Here is a 23,093-nt window from a genome sequence, read left to right as displayed (position 1 = left end):
TTGCGTTTGCTCCGAGTAATTCTGCATAATAAATAACATCCTCCTGCGAGACGTTAAGGTTGGTTGATCCAACGCTTCCTTTGGGCCAGACGACAAGGTTGGATCATTTATTAAATGTCTGAATAAATGTAGCAGTGAAGGCTTCCTTAGAGTTATTGGGCATTTTTCCAGTTACTGGTAAGAGTAATATTTTATTAAATCCATCATTTTGGTAAAGCTGCACTGTTGGATGGTATTCCTTGCCCAATGTTGAATCTATTCGGAAATCGTGCACCACTTCCTCAGTCGTAGAACAATTGATAAAAAAAGTTAGAGTAGTTATTATACAGATTAGAAATGTATATTTATTTCTCATGGTGGGTGTGAACAGTCAGTTCATGGTTAAATGTTGAGACAGCTGCCGTAATTAAATTTCTGTGTTTTAAGGGGGTGTCTTCCGGCAAATAAATATAATTAACAAACGCTAGGGTAGGATAAACCATTTGCAAAAACTTTGATGCAGCTAATTCCTTAGAAACTAAAATAATAGATTCTTGTCCGGAGTAAGATTGCTCTGAATAGAACAAGATGGCTTTAGTTTTTGGGCGTGAAGTGCTTATTAAAGGGATATGAATCAAAACGGATTCACCATTCTCAAAAAGGACCTCAGATTTTTGCGTAGCTAAAAAGCATAGCCAGTAAAAGAAAGGTTTAGGTATATGGGCTGGTTCACGTGATGAGATATCAGAAAGCCAAGAATTTAGAGAGATCGAGTTAATCTTGATCGTTAGATTCTGCTGATCATTTCTATCAGTACAATCTAACATTATTTCAAAATGCTCTCTAGGTTGAATAACTGATGAGAGAACACTACAGGTAGTGGCGATTGAAAACGCTATGAAATAGGGAGTTGAGCAGAAAGAAGGGTTACTGTCGTTGAGTGAAAAAACAAATGAGTTTGGAGGATGGAATAAACGACGAAGGCTACTTTCTAAACATTGTTTTATTTCCTTTTGCGTTAAAACCCGTTCTGAGGATGCTCCTTGCTTGGAAAGCCAACTAAGGAAGGTTGTTTCGTTAGCGAGACCTTCAAAAGACTCTTTAATAATGGCTAAGTCCTCTATAGCTGCTTTTTCATTGGGGAACTCTTGTTTCCAACTGGTATAAATACCATTGACTCCCATCAATTTTCCATTCAGGTCGTGAGGAATTAAGCGGGAAAGAAACTGGTAAATGTCTATGAGTAAAGTCTGGTAAGCATATTTAGTAGGTAATATTCGTAAGTTAGAGACTAAGTATTGATTAGTAATAGAATTTAATTTGATAGCTGGCAGGAAAATGGAGAGATCCTTGTTGAAAAAAATGCCTATAGTAAGAGGACTATTAGAGAATGATGATTCTATTTCAATATATTGTTTTTTGCTAGAGTGTAGAATTAGTTGACCTGGCGAGTCTTTGCAATAAGTTGCCCATTCCCACCCATCAATACAAAGAGGTGTAAGTGTCATGAAGCCAAATTCTGAATCAAAGAAGGCAATCGGTCGATTTCGTTTTGTACCTGGCACTTGAAATTTTCTAGACTTTTTTCATGAATTCCACACTCTTCGAGAATGTGTTGCCAGGCATCCGTTTGTTCGTAATTAAAATCCTCAGGCATATAAGTTCCTGAAAGGCCGTATTTATACTGATGAGCGATAGCGTCAGCTAAACAAACGAGTGCCGCATTTTTGGAATTAGAGGCAGAGACTTGCCATGCGTGGTGAAGTCTGATGGGCTCTACTAGGCTGGGAGGCATTCCTTGTTGTTGAAGGTACCATGCCCCTAAACTCGAATGATCGATTCCTAACAATTCAGTCTCAACTTCTGATGTGGGGATTTCTTTCTCCTTGGCGATCTCAATGACCTCTGTGAAGTCTTCAGTAGAGACCTGAGCCAAAACAAGTTTGCCTATATCGTGTAGGAGTCCCATAACATAATACGATTGTTCTGCTAGTTTAGGTTCAGGTAGTTGCCTGGATAAGCACTGTGTTAAGCATCCGACAGCCACAGCATGAGTCCAAAAATCCTTCCATGAGAATATGTTTTCATTCAAATGACATGTTTTTTCAATACAACGTGCTGTCAATATGGAGCTGCGAACTTGGTTAAGTCCTAAATAAATAAGAGCATCCTCTACATTTATAACGGGTTCAGTTGGTGCATAATAAGCTGAGTTGGCTAATCTTAGTATTCTAAGGGCCATGCTTTGATCGCTACGAATGAGTCGTGAAATTTCTTGGAGTGGGGCATTCTTCTTAACGGAGAGAAGGTTTTCTAAATCGCGCAAAACAGAGCCAAGGGATGGTAAGACTTGAGCTGCTCGTGGTGTTTCGATTAGCTCGTAAATAGATTGTCCTCTGTTAGTTCGATTTCTTGAGCTGAAATGAGCAGATTCGTTCGAAGCTGTTGGTTCCTTAGTTGGCATAATCCTCCTTACGCGAGTTTATTCTTCGCACTCCTTGTTTAAATATCGGCTCATAATGACCAATTCTTTAATTAATAAAATTGTGTGAATTCTGTTACGCTGGAGAATTTATGCCAAAATCGGAACCTTTTGTGCCATTAGGGGAAAAGAAATCCTATTATCATGCTTCTAATGCCTAAACTTTGCTAAAATTCATCCGAATTTCATCATTAATGCAACATGTAATATCAAACTTTGTACTGGCTGCTGCCAAGGAAGTGTTCTCTACGATGGCTAGCCTTGAGATTGATGACGGTAGTAAGATAATAGACTCAGAGGCCCCAACAAATTTTTCAGGTGTGACGGGTAATGTGAGTGTCACCGGTAAGACAATTGGTATTTTATATTTAAATATGCCGGAGCGATTAGCTGCAGAAATTGCCAGTGGTTTGATGGGTAGTAGTCCAGATAGTATTAGCGTAGATGATGTTAACGATGTGGTTGGCGAGCTAACCAATATGGTCACGGGTAATTTAAAGTCAAAGATGTGCGATCAAGGTTATCCCTGCACACTAAGTATTCCCACTGTGCTAAGAGGGTCTGATATTAATATCGACAGTGTAGAAAAAGAAATAGTTTTAAGCGGAGAACTTTCAATCAACTCAACAGAACACAAAGTAAACATTTGCCTCTTTGCAAAATTGGAGAAATAACAAAAAATATGAATACTAGAACGCCCAAATTACTCAGTGTCGATGATAGTAAGATGATACACATGGTCATTGGCAAGGCATTTAAGAATTACAACCTGGAACTTTTTTATGCCTCAAATGGTGTAGAGGGGCTTGCTGTTGCTACTAGGGAGAATCCGGATCTCATTTTATTAGATGTGACTATGCCAGTAATGGATGGTGTAGAGACTTTAACAAAGCTGAAATCTGACCCGACTCTAAAGGATATTCCAGTCATCATGCTTACTGCTGAAGCAGGTAAAGAGAATGTTGTTCGAATAGCTAAGATTGGTATTCGCGATTACATCATCAAACCCTTTACCGAAGGGCTTATTGCCGAGCGTGTAGGACGCATATTAGATCTTCAAATAAAGGGTCAAGAGGAAGGCAAAGCTAAGGATCTTGAGGACGCTGCAAATATTCTAGTAGTCGATGATAAACCTGCAATAATTGAGCAAATTAAAGAGGCAGCAAGCAGCACCCCATGGAAAATTATTGGTGTGGGTCAATGTGCTGAGGGTGTGGACTACACCTCAAAAGAGGTGCCAGATCTTATCTTAATTAGCCTATCTATGCCAGAGCGCGGGGCATTTAACTTTTATCAAATGACCCGTGCGAATGCTCGCACTAAATCAGTTCCTATATTTGGAATGAGTGTAAAAACGGCTATCGAAGAGCAGAGTACCGCTCAGTCTATGGGTTTTAATGCGATTATTACCAAGCCTCTCGATTTAGGAGAGTTGATGAATCGCATGACACGGGCGATGAATATTGATACCTCAAAGCGATATTTTGCAGAAGACAAGGGAGTTGTTTATCTGACTATCCCTGCCCAGATCGATAAGTTTGTCCAAACGGATATAGGAAATCATATAGTCTCTAAATCGAAAGAAATGGTCGAGAGTGGGCAGGAAAAATTAGTTATAGATGCGAGTAAAGTAAGTAAGATCGACATGGTGATCATAAAATTATTCTTACAGATCATCAAGAGTTGTAGAGATTTAGGGGTGAATTACAAGGTGGTAGGATCTTCAGACTTCGCGGAACAAGCGAAAGCGTTTGAAGAGACCAAAGACCTGGAGTTATTTGAAGATCGTGCAAAAGCATTGGAAAGTTTCTAAGAATTGGCTGAAGGGGTATGTGTTATTCTCTATCCTAGCGGGGGCTACATGTGTTGCTGAAGAAGTAGTTGAGAGACAATTGCATCCTAAATTGAAGCCGAAAGTAGTCTTTCCCGTGGATGGCATTCCTTATGCTAAAGGAGATGACTTCAGGGCGGGTATAGGAGTGGACGGGAGTTATTACATCCCGGAGCACGTCCCAGATATTTTACAGCCTATGGGCGTAAGACCCAGAGGTCTTTTAATGAGGCAGATTAAAACCATTCCTCGTGACCCAGTCAAAGACCGCTCCGTTGAGCAAAGCAAGGATTTACAAGGCGCAGTTTCAGCTGAAACAAGTGCCTCCACAGTTCAAAATGAAAAGGCAGTAATCGCTCCAAAGAAAGAGGAGGAAGCGAAAGCTCTCGAGGAGATAACAGTAGCTCCATTTGTAGATTGGCTAAAAAACGATGCTTCAGCCGTGGAAAAGGCTGTCAAAGCTAATAAGAATTATGAGAAGACTCCAGATATAAAGCCCACTTATGATAAGGCTAATCGAGTTTTTTTTGAAATGAGGTTTCCCTACTCAGGAGTAACTTCCTCCGGTCAAAAAAGTGACAGTAGTGCTGTGATTTACACCACTCCAAGAAAAAATGAAAAATAGATTGAGAAGTAAGAGCACAGTATGTCTACTTGCATCTTTTTGTATGTATGCAGGGCAGCTGTATGCAGATTCCCATAAAGAATCGGAGGCAGGCAATCAAGAATCTGTCGAGCTGCAATCTCAAGAATTTATGCCTGAAGAATTGGACGAATTTACATTTTTTGGCGGTGAAGTTCCAGTCTCGGAGCTGGATGCGGTAGAGCTAGATGGTGATGAAGTAGTAACACCCTTGACTATCATCGGGCGTATCTTAGAGCAAGGTGATGGGATTATGGCGAAATCCTTACTAGACACTTTATTGCTGAGATCCGATTTGACGGTTGATGAACGTGCCTTGGCGACGATGTTGCAAGCAAGTTTAGCGCTGGATAATGGAGATGTAGCAGAGGGAATAGTTTGGCTTCATTCTTGGCTTGATCAATTCCCTCATCACATTGAAGTCCCCTATGTTCACTTCTTATTAGGTCAATGTTATATGGAAGTTGCGGCTTACGATAGAGCTCGAGAGAATTTTTATCTTACGATGTCAACAAGCGTCCTGAAGGTGTCTAATAGCAAAGGTGAAGCAACTACTTATCCGATGATGCTAAGTAAAGTTGCTAAATGGGCTCTTGCAGAAACTGAGTATCAAAGGGGAAATTGGCCAAGAGCGCGTGAACTATTTGCTCGTTTTAAGAAACAAGAACCGGGCGCTGGAGTGCTCGTGGAGAGCAGTATTTATCGAGAAGCGGATTGCGCTTATCAGATGCATCAAGTTGACGAAGCGATAGAATTGTATAACAATGCTCTTGCGGTAGGGCCTTTTCACCCTTTTTCACCCGAAGCTTGGTTAAGGTTGGTCCAATTGTATGGACTGAAGAATGAGCATGAAATGCAGGTGAAGTCGCTGAACAGTTTTATATGGGTAGTAAAGAGTTTAGATCAGGAGAATGCTGCGTATTGGCGAGAGCGATGTGCAAAATTTTTATTAGCGAATTGGCGCACCAATCTAGAGGGCCAGGTCGAGGTGCTAGATACTCTTTCAAAGATGGAGCAGACAGCTGAGTTAGAGGCCATACGTAGATATTATCTTATGTTATTGAACCGAGATAAAGATGCACTCTTAGCAATGGAGTTGCCTGAAGAAGACCAGGTTTGGCAAAATTGGAAACAGAGGCTTAATGAAACGGAAACTTTAGTTCAAGAAAAAATAGAGGTGCTTCGAGCAAGAAAAGTCCGTGAGGACTAGTGAGGCCTATTGGAGGGTAATATATGTCATTTGAGCGAATTATGATAGTGGATGATGATCCTTTGATTAGAAGGATGCTAGTAAGTCATCTGCAAAAACAACATTTGACGACGGTGGCCGTCGTCAATTGCCAACAAGCGCTCGAAGAGCAGAAAAGGGAGCCAGCAGATTTAGTGGTGATAGATCTTATGTTACCAGACGGGAATGGCCTTGAGCTGCTTCAGTCAATCAAGAAAATTACCAACGATGTTGAGATTGTTCTTATGACAGGTTTTGGCACAATTGAGACAGCTGTTGAAGCAATGCAGTTAGGTGCCGCCAACTATCTTCTAAAGCCTTTTACAATCCCTCAATTTAGCGTTGCCATAGATCAGCTTGAGGAGAAAAGAAAGTTAGAGACTGAAAACACCTACTTACGTGAAAGACTTGCCACGGAGGACGGCTCTACAGGACATCTACTTTTTCGTAGTGAAGAAATGGAACGGATCTATCGCTTGATCAAGCGAGTAGGTCCTACAAATGCAACAGTCCTAATCGAAGGGGAAAGTGGCACGGGTAAAGAGTTAATTGCTCATGCGATTCATATGGAAAGTGCTCGTAAATCTAAACCTTATATCAAAGTGAATTGTGCTGCGGTTCCTGAAAACCTACTTGAAAGCGAATTTTTTGGGCACGAGAAGGGTGCTTTCACAGGAGCAACAGCGAGGAGAGAAGGAAGATTTGAGCTAGCAAATACGGGAACCTTATTGCTAGATGAGGTAACGGAGATAGACCCAAGCTTACAAGCCAAGCTCCTCAGGGTCTTGCAGGAGCAAGAATTTGAAAGAGTAGGCGGAACACGAACACTAAAATCGGATGTAAGGATAATTGCTACCACTAATAGAGATTTATCAAAGGCTGTAGACAGGGGTGAGTTTCGACAAGATTTATATTTTAGATTAAACGTAGTTCCAATCAAAGTGCCTCCTTTGAGATCCCGCAAGGGGGAAGTGGACTTTTTGCTAGAATGCTTTCTTGAACGTTTTGCTAAGAAGCACAACAAGGAAATGCCTAATGTCAGCCTACTAGCTATGCAGCAGCTTGGTGGATATCATTGGCCAGGTAATGTGCGTGAATTGCAGAATTACGCAGAGCGTGCTGTAATCTTGTCTGAACAAGGACGTGAACTTGAGTTCAGTGATTTTGTCATGACTCCTTCATCACCGGTAGATTCTGTCTTAGACACTCGTGACACCTTCCCGTCGGTTTCACAAATGGAAGAAAGGTTGATAGGGCTTGCGCTCAAGCGAACGAAGGGAAATCGTAACGAAGCTGCTAAACTGCTCGATATTAATGTTCGTACATTACGCAACAAGCTTCATGAGTATGCTGACCGTGAGGAGAAAGCCAAAGCGCAAAGAAATGCGAGTGCAAGTGGTAATGAGTCTGAAACTACTCTAGATATTGGCTAGAGGTTATATTTTGGAACTCTTGGAAATATCCTGAGTCTAACATTTAGCTATCTGGTAGGCATTTAACGCAGATCCCGTATAGTGTGATTTCATGCGAGTCGACCTTGAAATTCTTAGGAGCAATGTTATCAACTCCATCAATACAGCCATCAATGTCAAAAATTTTCTCACAGGAACGGCATACAAAGTGGTGGTGGTGTCTTTTCTCCGTAGATTCGTAATGAGGGGGAGTGCCAGGTATTTCGACCAATGCGACTAAATTGAGCTCTAATAGACGCTTAAGGCCCCGATAAACGGTTGCTATCCCAATGTTTGATACATGCTTTTTCGCCCTGAGAAGCACTTCCTGTGGGGTTAAAGGCATATCTGACTCTTTGAGCACGAGTGATATAGCTTCTTGTTGGCGAGTTTTGCGTTCCACGAGATAAACTTACTGGATATCTAGTAATGGGTTCAACTACTCTTTTGCCAAGTTGTGAAGGTGAGGGTTGATCTGGATTACGTCATACTAGCTGAACGAGATGGGTAAAAGCTTGAGACAGGAGTAAGAGAGAGTCGACTAAGATATATCCAATCATATTGTCTGGTCGTAGTTCTCATAGCTAGTTAACAGTGAAACTATCACGCGCGGTCTACCAATCCGGGTAGAGTTAGGGACTTGGGTCATAATAGGTGACCCCCCTGGGAGACTTTACGCTTCTTGCGGCCAAGATCTTGTGTAGATCTTTTAAATCTCTATGGTGTCATTTGGGTTGAGACAGGGCAGTTGAGTTAGGTTATGCAGAAAATAACTTCTTAGCTCTCTGCATGATTTCATCAGGCGTAAGGTCTTCAACTTTTTGAATGAGTGACCAGCGATAGCCATAGGGGTCTCTAATCACAGCTGACTGGGCACCCCAGAATTGGTATGTTGGCTGGCTTAAAGGTTCTGCACCGGCTTCTACAGCTAGCTCGAATGCATGGCCACAGTCTTCGGTGCGAATAGAAAAAAGGCATGAAGCTGTGTTACCCTTAGCCATGGCGAAGGCGTGCCACTCCTTTGATTCCTCTGAAATATAAATCTGTGTGTTGCCAATCATAAACTCTGCGTGGGCAACCCCACCGTCAGGCCCTGGCATGCGAAAAACCTCTTTTGCTCCGAAGGCTTGAGTATAAAATTCTATAGCTGAAGAGGCGTCTTTTACGGTAAGGGACAAGGAAACAGTGGGCTCAGTTTGACACGTCATAGTTGTTAGCTTAAAGAGAGTGGCCTTCTTGTCAACGGATCGGAGTGAATTATCTAGTTGCGGAAGATTCTCTCTACGTATCTGGTAGAGCGGGTGTGGTGGTGGGCTTTGGAGGAGCTTTGTCTCCAGGAACTATTTGGGTTTCTTCCCATTTCATAAACCTGTTGAGGTCATTACGCAGCATTTTGATAAGAAAGCCAAGAACGGCAGCATCGTCGAGAAAACCTAGTGCTGGAATCCAATCGGGAATCATATCCATTGGTGACACAAAGTAAACAATTCCAGCTATAATCATGAGGATGCTAGACCAAGGAATGTGTCTATAGGTTTTCGAATAATAGGCACGTATAAGCCTAAACATAGCCATGAGGTAGCTCCAAATTTCTAGGAGGGGCCCTTTATGGATGCGTTTCGACTTATTTTGAGCCTCTTTCATAAGCTCCTCAAGCTTTAAAGGATTATTGGCATAGCTTTCAGCTTTTGATTGAGCATTACGAAAAGAGCTTGATTGTAGAAAAGTTGGGTTGTTTTTGATTTTAATAGGTTTGTCCTGAGAAGCATCTCTAGCCATATCAACAATATACTGGTAGATTCGTTAGATCACAACTCGGTTGAAATAATTGAGTGCAGATACTGGACAAGACTGGCAAGTGAAATGGTCTTAAAATTTCCAACCGAGTGATAACTCGGGCCCTATCATATCCAATGCCTTATTTTCAAATTCTGGAAGTGATAGATCTGCGTTGGATACATGTGTATAAACAGCAGCCAGTCTTAGAAAGGCTTGGTCGGTGATATCATATCGAAAGCCGATTGCTACAGAAAACAAGAAATTAAAATCTTGTCCGGATCCAAACTGTTCTCCCGAAGGGTCTATTCTGGGATCAGAATTTACAAAACCAAACCCAACCAAACCTTCTGCGAAAGGTATAATGGGCCAATTGGGTTGAATGAAGTTGTAGCGGGGACCAAAGCTAAAACCAAATAGGCGGTCTTCCTGTGTCCCATCTAGTATAAAGTTTGTGCTTTTGAAGAGAAAATCAGTATTTCCGCGAAATACTCCACCTGCAAAATCATCGAGTGATACATCATCTACTGGAATGCCAAGGGTTAGATTTATTGGGATAGCGTTATGGCCGTCTAGTCCGTCTACTCTAATGTTGCCGACAGCGAAACCGCTAGTAATTTCTACTAGATAGTTATAATCGATACCATCAGTTTGATTTTTAGCTGTGGGTTTGTTGTCGAGTAGCGATGCTTCGGTAATTGGTCTAGGCTGGGCCATCAAATGACTCGCCCATAAGCCTGTCATGAGTGTTAAATTAGTTAGCTTGACTATTTTAAAGAAAAAGTGATATCCGTTCATAATCTTACTCACACTGGAATACTACACAATCGGGGTAAGTGAGTATCCTTTCAAGGAAAAAGCCAAGTTTTTACGGTAATAAACGGGTGGATCTCAGCTTAGTTGATCACGAACTGCTTTAGGCTAATAGAACCTTCTCGCTATGATGGCACTCAAGGACTTTCGTAATGGATTGTCTTAATTCCCGTTCATTGAAAGGCTTACATAATACCCCATCAAAACCGAAATTTGAGTAACTCATTGTAGCAATGGTATCATCAACCATACCAGTGCATAGCAGTGCAGGTAAATTTGGGTTAGCTAAATGTAGTGACATCAGTAGATCTGCACCGTTTGTATCCGGTAGATTAAGGTCAATGATAGCAATGCAAAATGGGTCTTTATAGTGTTTTCCAGAAGCGCTCAAAGCTTCCTTTGCAGTTAGTGCCTTGACGGTAGTAAAACCCATTTTTTTGAGCATTAGGCTAAGCATTCTGCCCATCAACTCATCGTCCTCTACTATAAGTGCAGTCCTGATCATAGCATATAGAATCGTTGATAAAACTTTTAACTTAAAACATGGAAAATCTTTTCCATTGGTCATGGAAGTTACTTCCTTAGTCCTAAGATTTGAAGAAAGAAGCATGATAAGTGTTAGCTAAAAATCGGAATATATCTCTACCGTAAATTACCCAAAAGTCGTAGAATTCATGCTCGGATTTTAAGACGCAGAGAGTTGAGGCAATCTCAAAAGTTCTAGAGACTATAGAGATGGTTCTAATTCCAATCTAGAGGGAATAAAGCACCTACTATAATACTTACAAAAAGTCCTAGGAGACCTGAAAAGCATAGCACGATGATGAGTTTTGGCTTGTAATGGGTTAGAGGGGTTTGCGCTTGATTCAAAACTTTCGCCTCAGACTGTGTCGGAGGCACTTGACCATTAATCGGAATGAAAGCCAATGTTTGAGTAAGATCGGATTTTAATTGTTGATAAAGATTTTTTTCTAGTTCTAACTTATCTTTCAGTTGGATTCTTTCATTCTTTGATATGGTGTCAGAGGCTTGATTAAGGGATAATTCTATTTCTTCGATTCTAGTTTCTTGAGAGGTCAACTTCTGTTTCAAGATAGAAAGGCCTTCGGCTTTGCTTAATTCTGAAGTCGCTTGCATTGTGAGATTTTGTAGATAGCTGTTGACTATGCCATTGGCTAGCTGTGATGAGAGATTTGGTTCCCAAAAAAAGGCGGTAATAGTAATCTTTGAAGGGTCTTCATCTTGTGAAATCTGTATAAAATCCTGATGCAGAAAGTTATAGATACGTTCCAGGGTAAAATCCTTGGAAGGTAAATTAGTATGCTCTGCGAAAATCGCAACAAGGCTGAGTTCATGGATAACCGGGTAGACGACATCTTTTGATTTTATTTGTTCTACTAGCTTTTGAAATGTTTCAGTCTTTTTCTCAGGAGGAAGAGTAAGGAATTGTGCAATTTCGATCTTAGCCGAAGCCTTGTATTGCTTGGGAATATTGTTTCCATACCAAAGTCCAGAACCCACACAGAGTACAAATATGAATAGGCCTATATAGATTCGCGTTTTGAGCATAACAAAAGATCTTATGGCAAGTTTTTTTGAAAGCAATGGTGCAAATGGAAGATGAGTAAGGCTCAAGATAAACCTAGCTTAGCTAAGTGCGACTGATTCACAAATGTCCAATTCTGTAGCCCATTTCTCAATTCGATTGCCTACACCGATATTATTTAGCAGGTCGACGTCCAATATAAAGTTTTCAATGTGAGCGCTTCTATTTCGCCTATGAGCCAGATAGTTTGCGACATGGACAGCATACAGCGGGGAAAAATTCTGATTTGAGGATGAGCGTGGTGAGTGATGCAGAAAGATTGCCTCGACAATAGGGTCTGGTAGTCCCCAAAGTGCTAGCAGATATCCACCCACGTCTGCATGGTTGACTTCAAAACAGCCTTGCTCAGCGATTAATGAGTCTAGTTCAGTGTCTAATGAAAGTTCTACGGCCTCGCCATATTCATCTGGAAAATTACTCGCTAAAACTTGCTTTCCAATGTCATGTAGTAAGCCTGATATAAATGCAGTTTGTTGTTCTACTGCACTAAAGCCTTCTAATTGAAATAGTTTTTGTGAGATATTTGCGACCTCTAGACTGTGATTCCATAGTTTGTCGTCTTTGAATGAATAAAAATCCGGAACTTTCAAGGCGTCGAAAGCTTTTAGTGCTAAGACAAGATGTTTAATCATATCGATGCCTAAATGTTGAATGGCGGCCTCTAAAGTAGCGATATTATCAGGTAATTTGAAGTAGCTGGAGTTCGCAGTGCAAATTATTTTCGCACTGACAATTGGATCGAGTTCTATGATTTTGATAAAATCCACCGTCTTAACATTTGGATCCTGTACTTTTTCTATCATTTTGACATACATGGGAGGGATTCTCGGGAAGTGCCCGATTTTGGCCACAAAACGACTGAGTGCCTCTCGTTTCATAGACTGACGCGTCTTGATAGCTTGCGTGATGGTATTTTCGATTACTTCTAACTTGCATGGTTTTGCCAAATATTGGTGAGTTGATCCTATGCATTTAATAACTAAGTCCTGGTCAGCAAAACTAGATAGGATGAATCGAATCGTTTCTGGGAAACGAAACATGACATAGTTCAGCAGTTCAGAACCATTCATGAAAGGCATACGCATGTCCGAGATAATGATGTCAATCTTTCGACTTTCTAAAGTTGAGATGGCTTCAGAGGGTCGGCTGATATAAAGGATCTCCCATTTATCTTCCAGAGGCCTGAGCTCTCTTTGGAGTGCATACAAGGAATCTTTATCATCATCCACAAAGAGTATGCATGGGCTGTCCTTCATAAGCTTGAAATATTTCAATTAGAGATTTCTTTTTGTACTTCGTCCTAAAGAGTGAGCGTCTTAGCTACGAAATAGATAATAGGACACCACGTTAAGCCCATTTCATATTGAAAATATGCAACAAAATATTTTCAAAAAGTAGTGTTGATAATAGATGGTATGATTCGCTTGCTGGCAATTTGTATAACAGGTCTAGATCAGTTGATTAAATTCTGCTGCACAAGTAGGCTTGATATCAATCGAGCGGCATGGCTGGGTGGGGTTTCTTGTAGAGTCTTAGAACATTTAAAGTTTAGTGTTGTGGCAAAGGGAGAGATTCCTGAGAGCGGATTAGTTGTCTGTAATCACTTAAGCTACTTAGATGAGCTTGTGCTTAGCTCTGTTACAAAGTGTGTTATTTTAACGGACAGAAAAATTAAAAAATTGCCTTTTATAGGCCTATTTGCTCGGCTAGGCGGAGTGTTATTTATTGATAGTAATAGTCGAACAGATGTAAGGGGAATGAGGGATGAAATGCTAAAAATGATGGAAGAGGGGCATCTCCTAACGTTATTCCCCGAAGGTCAGAGTAGCTTAGGCCGTGGTGTTTTACCCTTTAAGAGTGCTTTGTTTGAACCCTTAGTGCAAATGCCTCACGAGATCACAGCAGCGGCTATATCATACCATCTAGAAGATGGTAATGCCCACGATGAGGTGTGTTATAGCATGAATCGTCGGCTATTTCCTCATCTACTAAATCTCATGAAGAAGAAACGAGTAGAGGCTAGAGTCATCTTTTATAAAGTGGATGACTTTGATAGAAGCGACCGCAAGAAAATAGCCGTTGAATTACACCGGCATGTTAGCCGCTTATATCAAGCGACTCACGAAGAGTGATCCATTGCCGACGATAGTGGCAAGGAGCCACTAATTATACTAGAGATATAGCCTCTCTGATCATTTGATGCTGCTTATCTAATCTTTGGATTTTCTCGGCTATTAAATCAGTCTTCGACATGAAATCTGCAATACTTTTCCCTTCGGCAATTCCTTGCAAGATGTGCTTGAAGGGTGGGGTTTGAATCGGTTTGTAGGATTTACTGCAAAAATATCCTTTTAGCACAAGGTTTAGTGCAATTGCCTGGTGTAGATTATTTTTTTTAATTAAAGGGCAAGTAAAGAGTCCCCTATATATCTGAAAGCCATTTAGCGTCGTAAGAGATTTGTTCTTAAGATGGCCTAGGTAGATCAAAAACTGTTCAATATCGGTCTCAGGAGTAGTAATGGTTTTGAAAGCCAAAGAATCTGATCCAATCCAAAAGCGTAGATTACTTGGCAGCGCAATAGGCCCTGTTAGACCTGAGGGGTGCTTAAACTGTGTATTAATTTTCCCATTCGAATGAAGCGCCAACTCTGTAAATAGGGATAACCAGACATCTTCTTTGCTTAACTCAATTGTTTTATCATAGGTTTGTGACATGGCTTCATTGATAATTTTTACTTGCTCTAAATATTTGGGCGCAAAAACTTTCAAGAGCATAGTTGGGGTGAGCCGGTCTATAGGCGGAGTATTAAGTTCTATTAACGATGTTCTATTTGAGTCCTTTGCTTTGTTTATTCTTCCAGCCGCTTGAGAGCATAGGAGGCTGTCATTTAATGAGTTTGAGTGGCTTTCCTGCGTAGAAACTCTAGCTATGGGGCTCTTATTTTTATAGAGGCCCTGGGGCGCTCCATCAATAATGGTCGAAGTCGCAGTATTTAATAAAACTTTTTCTTTCGGACCTATTTTTAGTGAAGTGTTCTGTTGGCAAAAGCATTGCGCTGCGGTCAGGTATACCTCGGCCAATCCATGAATACCTAGATTTGCAGCGTATGTGCTGTCCTTTTCATTAGAACCACAAAAAGGTTCTATGACCACACTGGGCGAGTCAGTTGCGCATAGAGATTGGCTTTCCTTGTGTTTAGAAGACCTAATGATAACACTACCACTATCTTGGCCATCTCGTTCAAATGCAGACATTAATTCTTCCTTCACCAGTAGTGCTAAGTTTTGTGAATCTTTTGCGGGGCCAGTAAATACTCTGCTTCCGCGAATTTTAGAATTTGCTTTATTGAAGTGAAGTTCAGCAATAAGGTCTGGCTTCCATTCTTTAACAGTTTCGTATGTCTTCTCTATTTCTTGTGTATAGTTGCCCGTGTTAAGTCCCAAGTGCTTGTAAGGTCCTGTATAGTAGTGTCGAAAGACTTTCACAGTTAAACCAAAGTCTGGAGAAAGCTCTTCTATTTTAGCGGCAACTTGGCTGTTGAATTCGTACTCCGTTTTATCTAAAGGAGCTTTAGCTCGAGCACCAGGTTGCTGAGAATTGTGCCCTATCACTACGGCAAATCTATGTTTATTCAGTGACATTTATACCACTAAATATCGGCAGTAAAGGGGTTGATTGTTAAAATATTTAACTTGATAAAATAAGGCTTACTTAACAGATTTTAACCATTGAGCATAGGCTTGAGGATGGATTTCTGAGGGTTTGATTTCGCTTTTTCCTCCCCAAAATACGTTGGTGTAGCTCACAGGCATGCCAATGTTCTCTAAGTGCTTGTCAATAGCTGCTTTATGCTCAAGCGTAAGCGCTTTCTCTGTTCCATGGGCAACGGCCATGATGTTGACATTTTTAAATTCGGGGCCTCCTTCTCGCCAGTAGCAATGCGTTAGGATATGATGCCTACCAATTTCAGTGCCAGCTTCATGAACTCTATCTTGGGGCACTGCCCAATGAAATAACCCATTAAATCGAGTGACGCGCTGTCCCCCTTTAGAGGGTTTAACGTGTTCTAAGAAAGTTGAAAAACGACCAATAACTCCTCGATCGTTTAGATTCTTGGCTACTTCACAGAAACGTTCGAAATCAATGCCAATTTCCTTGGCTCGTACCAGCCATAAATTTGGAGTGATTTCTTCAGGCTTGAATTCTCTTTTAAGACCTAAAAGAATTTTCCATTCTTCTTCATTTAATTTCGTGACCGAGGTCTTCATCATTTTGGCTTTTCCCTCGATCTTAGCGCCAGGAAGAATTTCTTTACGTCGAACGTGTCCAACTCCCAATGCAAAAACGCCTTTTGCAGGCATAAGTCGATAAGCTGTAGCGCCTGTTTTACTCATGAGAATCTCGCAATGCTTATCCATTGAATAGCCTTGAGGGACTTTTAGAGTCGTCCATAATTTGTAGTCCGAGCCGGCTGATACGGTATCAGTTGAACGAAAAACTACGTGCCCTGAAAATGGATCCTGTTGCCACATGTAATTAAAAGCACTTACCAGTTTTTTTTCTGGGCACTTCCAGGCGACTAAAGCCCCAGGCGCTAAATTAACAGACATAAGTGTTTGGCGAACACGTCTGATTGTCCCAGCTTGCAGCATAGCTTGAATGCGTTCAATGACCGTTTCTAGCTTCACTCCGGATAGCCTTGCAATTTCTTCCATTGGCTTTCTGACAAAACCTTGAATCTTATCTTCTGATATAGACAAGATACGCGAATTGATCTCATCATTGAATTCGATTGGTATGGAGGTGCTTGCCGGTTCACTCATTACTGTTACCGTGGTTAGGATATTTTCATACTCTTCTGTATAGCGAATTTCTCAATTCTTTTGCGAAGCGTTGCGCGTGTAATGCCGAGTAGCTCGGATGCTTTAACCTGGTTTCCGCTAGTAAGCTCAAGTGCGCGTATAATAAATTCTCTCTCTGCAGAGGGCAGCAGCTGAAAATCAGGGTCTTGGCGTGCTGTTTGAAAAAGAAGATCATAGGCCCGATCTGTGTTATTAAGCGGAGAGGGAATTTGAGGACTATCGGATACAGGTGTATCGGCTTGGCTTTGAGCAGCTGATTGAGCAATTTCAAATGGCAAGTCTTGCGGAAGAATCGTGTCTCCTGTGGCGAGAACCATAGCCCTTTGGATACAGTTCTCGAGCTCTCTCACATTACCTGGCCAATTGTAATTACTAATGATCTCTAGTGCTTCTTGAGAGATATGGCTAGCTCCGCTGTTATTGCGGTGACGCCATTTGTTGATAAAATATGAAACCAGACTCGGTAGGTCCTCTACCCGGTTTTTAAGCGGAGGCAGCTTGATAGTGACGACATTAAGACGGTAATAAAGATCCTCTCTAAATTCTTTCTTTTGCACTGCCTGCCAGAGATTTCTATTCGTAGCAGCGATGATACGAACATCCGTTTTGAAAGTTTGGTTTCCGCCAACGCGTGTAAACTCTCCATCTTGAAGAACACGCAAGAGCTTTGATTGAATAGGCATAGGCATCTCCCCTATTTCATCGAGAAATAAGCTGCCGCCATCGCACTGTTCGAATTTACCAATTCTTTGGCTAACTGCACCTGTAAAGGATCCCTTTTCATGTCCAAAGAGTTCAGATTCTAAGAGATTCTCAGGAATCGCGGCACAGTTAATCGCAATAAACGTTTTGTTAGAACGTTTGCTATTGGCGTATATAGCTCTAGCAACCAGTTCCTTGCCAGTGCCACTTTCGCCAGTGATAAGCGCGGTAGCGCCCGACGGTGCAACTTGTCCAACAAGTTTGTATACCTGTTGCATAGATGGAGCGGATCCTACAATACCAGTGCGAAAGTCATCTTGGTCTAGCTTGACTGGAAGTGATACCATGTTATCGGCTGCATTAGCGGCATCTAAAGCGCGCTGAAGAAGTTCTTGGAGCTGAGGAATATCAAAGGGTTTAAGAATATAATCAAAGGCTCCTAGTTTCATCGCTTCAATTGCTGTTTGGGAAGTGCCATAAGCAGTCATCATAATAACTAACTGCTTAGGGTTTGAACGTTTTAGATCTCGTAATACATCAAGTCCATTTTGGCGTCCCATCCGAATATCCATGACAACGACATCGGGAGCTTCTTTTTTTGCAATCTTGATGCCTTCATCTCCATTGTTGGAGGTAAGTATTTTGATCGGTTCCTTGGAGAATAAACGTTCGAAGGAATAATGGACATCCTCCTCATCGTCAATAATCAGTATGGTTTGCTTGCCTTTTTTAGCCATAAAACAAATAAAAATTATTATCGATTATAATGTGACAGTCAAAGAGGAACTTATCTTTTTGTTGTCCCGGAAAGTGAAGAGCCTAAGGGAGTTTTACTTGCGATTCATCAATTCTAGAAAGGGCTGGAGCTGTTTTACTAAACTCTCAAAAGTTGCGTAATCTACTTGTTGTTGTCCGTCACTGAGGGCTTCGGCTGGATTCGGATGAACTTCGATGAGCAGACCATCGGTGTTTAGTGCAACTGCGGCTTTACACATTTCAGTCACTAGAGAGGCTTTACCGCATCCTTGGCTCGGATCTACAATCACAGGTAGATGGGATTCTTGTTTTGCTATAGCGACAGCAGATAGATCTAAAGTGTTTCTCGTGTAGGTTTCGAAAGTCCGAATGCCCCTTTCACATAGCAGAACATTCGGATTACCGTTTGATAGAATGTACTCTGCAGCAAGGAGCCATTCTTCTATTTTCATGCTCATACCCCTTTTAAGAAGGATGGCCTTGCCAGTTTTCGCAGCTGCGGTAAGTAATCTAAAGTTTTGAGCGTTTCTGGTGCCTATTTGTAAAATATCAGCGTACTGAGCCACAAGCTCAACATCCTCTTCTGCAAGGAGTTCGGTAATGATGTAAAGGCCGGTTTCCTTTTGTGCCTTAGCAAGTAATTTTAGACCCTCAGCACCTAGGCCCTGGAATTCATAGGGAGAAGTCCTAGGCTTAAAGGCGCCACCTCTGAGTATTTTTGCTCCAGCTTCCTTGACTCTAGATGCTGTTTCTATGATTTGTTTTTCACTTTCAACCGAGCAAGGCCCTGCCATTACTGCCAGTTCTTGGCCCTCTCCTATTTTAAGGTTACCTACAGATATAACGGTCCCGCTTCGTCCTTCACGGCTGACAAGTTTGTAACGTTTTTGAACCCGTAAAACGGATTCGACACAGGTCCATGTATTGAGTGCCTCTAAAGTAGCATGTGTTTGTTCATCTCCAATGGCAGCTATTACCGTTTGGATATCTCCTTGAATAAGATGAGGAGTATATCCTAGCTTTGTGACTTCTTCAGTCACTTTATCTATATCTGTTTGTGAAGTATTGGGTCGAAAAACAACTATCATAGGTATATGGTGCCTTTCACTGCTGAAGTTTAAAGCTAGATTTCTATCTTTCTGTCTAGAGGCCAGGAGAATGAATTTTTCTGGCCTTTAAGCTGCTTGGATTGGAGGGGTCTTCTACCCATTGGATGACACGATCCTGATCATTAAAGATAATCGTAGAGAAATCGTATCTCCATACATACTGATCGGTAATTACTGTAGGAGTTCCTTGTATGGCTAGCACTTCATCTTTTGTAGAGTTGAAAGTAAAATAGGTGGGTATTGGGTTGATGGTTTTTTCGGGAAGCAGTTGCACTCGAAGTGGTATGTTTTCAGTATTAGTCCAGGCTGAGACCTTTCCATTGTCGAAAATGATGTGGGAAAATCGATAGTTCCATTGCTCGGTTGTTCTAGATGAAGGAGTCCCTTGAATGCGTTCTACATCTTCATAAGTAGAACCAATGGTTATGAAACTAGGTTGAGTAGATTGTGCAGGATCCTGGCTGGTAAGCTCACTTTTTTGTTCAGCTACAATAGGCAAATCCTGAGATTTTCCTTTGGTTTTTTTGTCAGCTGTTACCGCTGTTGTTATGGAATTATTTTGATCATGGACAAGTGTGATTTCAGGCTCATCTTTTGTTTGATCTATGTTTGTTTTACCAGTTAATACTTCATCTTGGATCACTGGTTGATGATCTGCTAGATCAAATGATGGATTGGGATCATATAAATAGAAACCACCTACTGCCAATAAGCTCAGGAGCAAGAGGAGGATTATAATGAAAGTCTTTGGATAGTTCCATCTTGGTCGAGCGAGTGGCGGTATCTGTTGAGTTGATTGTGGAGTTTCCGTATTTGTGATCTTAGGAGATTTTAATGTTTCAAAGACAGTGACGGGTTCCTTTTTAATATTGGAACGCAACCGCATGATGGGTCTGCCGGATGACTGAATGGTCTTTGTCTCCTTAGCGACATTCTGCTTGTTTTTTCTAGTGTTAGGAGTGATCGTCGTGCTGATTTTAGAGAGTTCTTGCTCGGCTTGCTCAAACTTCGCATTTTCAACAGCAGAGACTCCACTCGCTTCTATCTCAATAGTTCTTGTGTCAGTGATCACATTAGCCGTACAGAGGCGACTGTAGGCAATGTTGATGGTTTTGAGTTGATGTTTTGCTTGCTCGTATAGTTGAGAATCATGGGAAAACCGATCAGGGTGCCAGACACTATTAAGCTCTTGGTAGGCTTCCTGGATTTGGCTCTCTGTTGCCCCGGGAAGTAACCCTAGTGTCTTATAGTATGGTGTGAGATCTGATTCCATCGTCACTCTCCAGTTGACTTAATTCCAAAAAATGGTGATTTAATTGACGTTTGCTACTCTCATAGTTATGTCTGAAAAATGAAGAATATGAAGAAATTTATTTTTTTGTGGAGGTATAATATCTTGCACCATGCTTAACTCGGCGTGAACGCAAGCCTCTTTTAGTAAGGTAGGAGCATTGACCATCACACTGGTAAAGATATTTGGAAAAAGCAATAACCTTTTTGTAATCGTAGAGAATGAATCCAGGTTTATTTTGATAGATTCGCATAACGCGCTCAAGGTCGGCAATTGCTGCCTCAGGAGTTCGTCCCCAGCCATTTGGCTGTATAAGCACTCTAACCCAATCATCTTTGTGTTTGTCGCTAAGGCGTACTTGCTGTGATTCTGGTATGAAAGGCTCTGGGATTTTTCTCGCATGTACAGGTAGATAGCAAAGAATAATAAACAATGATAGAAAAAGTATGTTTTGCACGAGGCACTTATCAAGCCATAAGTAGTTTTTTGCGGAAAGTAAAAAATGTTTTTAAATATTTAATCAAACACTTTGTTATTAACGCTCGTTAAAAACGACTTCGATAGACCTATCTAGCCTTGTTGCTAAAAATGTCCGATAGATAGTTCGGCTTGTAATCAGAGCCTTTAGTTGGCCTTTTTTCTCTTTGATGTCTTTGACTAAGCAGACCAGCAAGTTCAACCCTATAGAGTCGATCATTCTAGCATTTTTAAGATCTAATGTCAGGGTGTTCCATTTAGAAGATGATTCGCCATTTTTGCAAAGACTGGTGATTTCATCATTGAGCTCATTAGCATTTGTGCTAAGCAAATCTCCTGGAAATGTAAGAACCAACTCTTGACTGCTGGCGTTAAGTGTATGGGTTATCATAAATTTGTGTGTCCTAGTTTAAAATTCATGCGTGTGCATGAACCATTTCTAATATTTTGTATATCGTCAGAAAGGCCGCTGACTGTAATGAGACCTAGGCTAATATGTGATTTTTGTATTAACATAGTTCCCATTTCGGCAAGTACCTCCTGTTTATTAAACTCAAATCCAGGACCATGATCATCAATCCAGGCAGATAATATGTTACTAGCTTTTTGATAAGAAAAAGTGACATCACAGAAGCTGCCTTCGGCATCCGTACAACCATGTTTCAATGCGTTAAGCGTGATTTCCCTACAGCAAAGGAGTATATCATTCATGCGGGGTTCAATCTCTTCTTGGGGCAAGGCAAAGATAAGAGAACGCTCCCATTCACTCTGCACGGTATCGATCCGTGGGATATCCAGTTGTGTAAGCTTTTGCTGAAAGATGGGGAAAAAACCCTCTTCATTTTTATTTAAATTAACATTTGCAAGTAGGATGTCGTCAGTAGCTAAGCTCGTTATTTCGTAGTGTTCTTGTTTTGTTTCTAGATTGAGCAACCAGTATGCAAGGCTCATGGGATGAATGTCTAGACTATCTGCAAGGTCACTGTGACCGTCTGTATGCATAATAATATAGTTGATATCCTTTAGTAAATACGAGCTGTGGCTGAAAATTCCTTCTTCAAACCATCCTAAAGGTTGAGAGCCATCCTCCCAAAAATAGGTAACACCATCTTTATCTACCAGTATAGGGGCAGGGAACCCGCAATTATAAATTTCTGCTGAGCCAGTCTCAGTATCTATGAGTGTAAATGCAGCAGCTAGAGAAAAATTGACACACCCTTTTTGTGAAGTCTCCAAACTATTCCATTCTTTGAGTAGGATGTGGTTAATACTTTCTATGACTTCATGGAGAGCTGCGCCTTTTTGTAACATTCCACGCGCCATCCCTTGAAAGTAAGATGAAATGTAGGCAGCTTTGAGATCGTGGCCTGAGACATCGGCGCAAGTTATTGCATAACAAGTAGGTGAAATAGGAACGATATCTAAGAAATCACCTCCCAATTCATGCTTAGGCAAATAAAAGAGATCGAGTCCTTTTGTGCCGGGAATCTTCTTCGATTGGCAAAAATTTGACTGTAAATTAGCTAGTTCGGAGACCGCAAAGTGTGAGACTCTGAAGGATCGCTGCTGTTTCGTAAGATTGCATAGGCGGTTGACGACTTCGGCAATGAGCTTGGGCGGCACGGGCTTTTCGAGATAATCAGAAGCTCCTTTGCGTAATGTGTCTGTGCCAAATTCTTTTTCTCTAGGATCCGCAATAATTACCGTAGATAATGTCTCATCAACATTTTTTATCCATTCGATGAGTTCAATAGTGTTTTCCTCAGCTATGTCACAATTGGTAATGATGCAATGAAAGCTAGAAGCACTAGCGCGGCTAATAATATCTTTAGCCTCGCGATTATTACATGCTGTGTCATAGGCGCAATCGACTTTCTTTAGGCAGGCCTTGAGATATTCAAGGCTACAAGCCTCGTTATCTACCAAAAGTATCCTGCGGGGTTTTTCTGCCAGTCCTTGCGTGTCGATCTCGCTCATCATATAGCGGTTGGCTGGCTATCTTGATAAGATAGCTCCCAATTGACATCTCGGATGAATATGCGAGAAGCTTATACTTTATTTGATTCTTCCTGGAATAAGTGCATAA

General features: G+C 41.2%; 23 protein-coding genes. 6 read left to right on the top strand and 17 right to left on the bottom strand.

Annotated features, from left to right (window positions below):
* Positions 1–344: 344 nt before the first annotated feature.
* A complete protein-coding gene (locus AAGA18_02770) occupies positions 345–1,544 on the bottom strand; it encodes a hypothetical protein (GenBank protein MEM9444252.1) in 1,200 nt (399 codons plus the stop codon).
* Positions 1,484–2,443, bottom strand: a complete 960-nt coding sequence (locus AAGA18_02765) for an HDOD domain-containing protein (GenBank protein MEM9444251.1) — start codon at positions 2,441–2,443, stop codon at positions 1,484–1,486. The genes AAGA18_02770 and AAGA18_02765 overlap by 61 nt, the downstream gene beginning before the upstream one ends.
* Before the next feature lie 269 nt (positions 2,444–2,712).
* Here AAGA18_02765 and AAGA18_02760 point away from each other — a divergent pair, with 269 nt between their 5' ends.
* From AAGA18_02760 to AAGA18_02740, 5 genes are read left to right on the top strand one after another with little or no spacing between them, the layout of a single operon-like run.
* Positions 2,713–3,135, top strand: a complete 423-nt coding sequence (locus tag AAGA18_02760; protein ID MEM9444250.1) for a chemotaxis protein CheX — start codon at positions 2,713–2,715, stop codon at positions 3,133–3,135.
* A gap of 8 nt (positions 3,136–3,143) precedes the next feature.
* Positions 3,144–4,274 (top strand): response regulator, encoded by a 1,131-nt coding sequence (locus tag AAGA18_02755; GenBank protein MEM9444249.1) that lies wholly within the window; start codon positions 3,144–3,146, stop codon positions 4,272–4,274.
* Entirely contained in the window at positions 4,240–4,917 is a 678-nt protein-coding gene (locus tag AAGA18_02750) for a hypothetical protein (protein ID MEM9444248.1), read from the top strand. The genes AAGA18_02755 and AAGA18_02750 overlap by 35 nt, the downstream gene beginning before the upstream one ends.
* A 43-nt stretch (positions 4,918–4,960) precedes the next feature.
* Positions 4,961–6,145: a tetratricopeptide repeat protein gene (locus AAGA18_02745; GenBank protein MEM9444247.1), complete on the top strand. Its 1,185-nt coding sequence runs from the start codon at positions 4,961–4,963 to the stop codon at positions 6,143–6,145.
* 23 nt (positions 6,146–6,168) lie between these two features.
* Entirely contained in the window at positions 6,169–7,596 is a 1,428-nt protein-coding gene (locus AAGA18_02740; protein ID MEM9444246.1) for a sigma-54 dependent transcriptional regulator, read from the top strand.
* Positions 7,597–7,639: 43 nt separating this feature from the next.
* Here the strand turns inward: AAGA18_02740 and AAGA18_02735 are convergent, their stop codons facing one another.
* From AAGA18_02735 to AAGA18_02705, 7 genes are all read right to left on the bottom strand, one after another.
* The gene (locus AAGA18_02735) at positions 7,640–8,017 is read right to left on the bottom strand and encodes a transcriptional repressor (GenBank protein MEM9444245.1); all 378 of its coding nucleotides are present in this window, start codon (positions 8,015–8,017) and stop codon (positions 7,640–7,642) included.
* A gap of 355 nt (positions 8,018–8,372) precedes the next feature.
* Positions 8,373–8,822 carry a VOC family protein gene (locus AAGA18_02730; protein ID MEM9444244.1) on the bottom strand — a complete coding sequence of 150 codons (450 nt, stop codon included), beginning with the start codon at positions 8,820–8,822 and terminating at the stop codon, positions 8,373–8,375.
* 73 nt (positions 8,823–8,895) lie between these two features.
* A complete protein-coding gene (locus tag AAGA18_02725) occupies positions 8,896–9,393 on the bottom strand; it encodes a YkvA family protein (protein ID MEM9444243.1) in 498 nt (165 codons plus the stop codon).
* Between the two features lie 90 nt (positions 9,394–9,483).
* Positions 9,484–10,200 (bottom strand): acyloxyacyl hydrolase, encoded by a 717-nt coding sequence (locus AAGA18_02720; GenBank protein ID MEM9444242.1) that lies wholly within the window; start codon positions 10,198–10,200, stop codon positions 9,484–9,486.
* 106 nt (positions 10,201–10,306) lie between these two features.
* On the bottom strand, positions 10,307–10,771 hold the full coding sequence (locus tag AAGA18_02715; GenBank protein MEM9444241.1) for a response regulator: 465 nt from the start codon (positions 10,769–10,771) through the stop codon (positions 10,307–10,309).
* Positions 10,772–10,944: 173 nt separating this feature from the next.
* Positions 10,945–11,772, bottom strand: a complete 828-nt coding sequence (locus AAGA18_02710) for a GNVR domain-containing protein (GenBank protein MEM9444240.1) — start codon at positions 11,770–11,772, stop codon at positions 10,945–10,947.
* A gap of 78 nt (positions 11,773–11,850) precedes the next feature.
* Complete coding sequence (locus AAGA18_02705) at positions 11,851–13,065, bottom strand: response regulator (GenBank protein MEM9444239.1); 1,215 nt, start codon at positions 13,063–13,065, stop codon at positions 11,851–11,853.
* Between the two features lie 141 nt (positions 13,066–13,206).
* Here AAGA18_02705 and AAGA18_02700 point away from each other — a divergent pair, with 141 nt between their 5' ends.
* Positions 13,207–13,941 (top strand): lysophospholipid acyltransferase family protein, encoded by a 735-nt coding sequence (locus AAGA18_02700; protein ID MEM9444238.1) that lies wholly within the window; start codon positions 13,207–13,209, stop codon positions 13,939–13,941.
* A gap of 34 nt (positions 13,942–13,975) precedes the next feature.
* On the opposite strand, the gene AAGA18_02695 is transcribed toward AAGA18_02700, so the two are convergent.
* The 8 genes from AAGA18_02695 to AAGA18_02660 form a co-directional block, all read right to left on the bottom strand.
* Complete coding sequence (locus AAGA18_02695) at positions 13,976–15,451, bottom strand: N-acetylmuramoyl-L-alanine amidase (protein ID MEM9444237.1); 1,476 nt, start codon at positions 15,449–15,451, stop codon at positions 13,976–13,978.
* A gap of 66 nt (positions 15,452–15,517) precedes the next feature.
* Positions 15,518–16,633, bottom strand: coding sequence for an Lrp/AsnC family transcriptional regulator (locus AAGA18_02690; protein MEM9444236.1), 1,116 nt, complete (start codon positions 16,631–16,633; stop codon positions 15,518–15,520).
* A gap of 14 nt (positions 16,634–16,647) precedes the next feature.
* Positions 16,648–18,111, bottom strand: a complete 1,464-nt coding sequence (locus AAGA18_02685) for a sigma-54 dependent transcriptional regulator (protein ID MEM9444235.1) — start codon at positions 18,109–18,111, stop codon at positions 16,648–16,650.
* Between the two features lie 93 nt (positions 18,112–18,204).
* Complete coding sequence (gene aroF / locus AAGA18_02680) at positions 18,205–19,218, bottom strand: 3-deoxy-7-phosphoheptulonate synthase (GenBank protein MEM9444234.1); 1,014 nt, start codon at positions 19,216–19,218, stop codon at positions 18,205–18,207.
* Between the two features lie 55 nt (positions 19,219–19,273).
* Positions 19,274–20,512, bottom strand: a complete 1,239-nt coding sequence (locus tag AAGA18_02675; protein MEM9444233.1) for a J domain-containing protein — start codon at positions 20,510–20,512, stop codon at positions 19,274–19,276.
* 97 nt (positions 20,513–20,609) lie between these two features.
* Positions 20,610–20,987 (bottom strand): hypothetical protein, encoded by a 378-nt coding sequence (locus tag AAGA18_02670; GenBank protein ID MEM9444232.1) that lies wholly within the window; start codon positions 20,985–20,987, stop codon positions 20,610–20,612.
* Between the two features lie 78 nt (positions 20,988–21,065).
* Complete coding sequence (locus AAGA18_02665; protein ID MEM9444231.1) at positions 21,066–21,398, bottom strand: STAS domain-containing protein; 333 nt, start codon at positions 21,396–21,398, stop codon at positions 21,066–21,068.
* A complete protein-coding gene (locus tag AAGA18_02660) occupies positions 21,395–22,984 on the bottom strand; it encodes a fused response regulator/phosphatase (GenBank protein ID MEM9444230.1) in 1,590 nt (529 codons plus the stop codon). Before AAGA18_02660 ends, AAGA18_02665 begins: the two co-directional genes overlap by 4 nt.
* Between the last annotated feature and the right edge of the window lie 109 nt (positions 22,985–23,093).

Source organism: Verrucomicrobiota bacterium (genome assembly GCA_039192515.1).
Lineage (GTDB): Bacteria > Verrucomicrobiota > Verrucomicrobiia > Methylacidiphilales > JBCCWR01 > JBCCWR01.
This window is presented reverse-complemented; position numbering and strand designations above follow the sequence as displayed.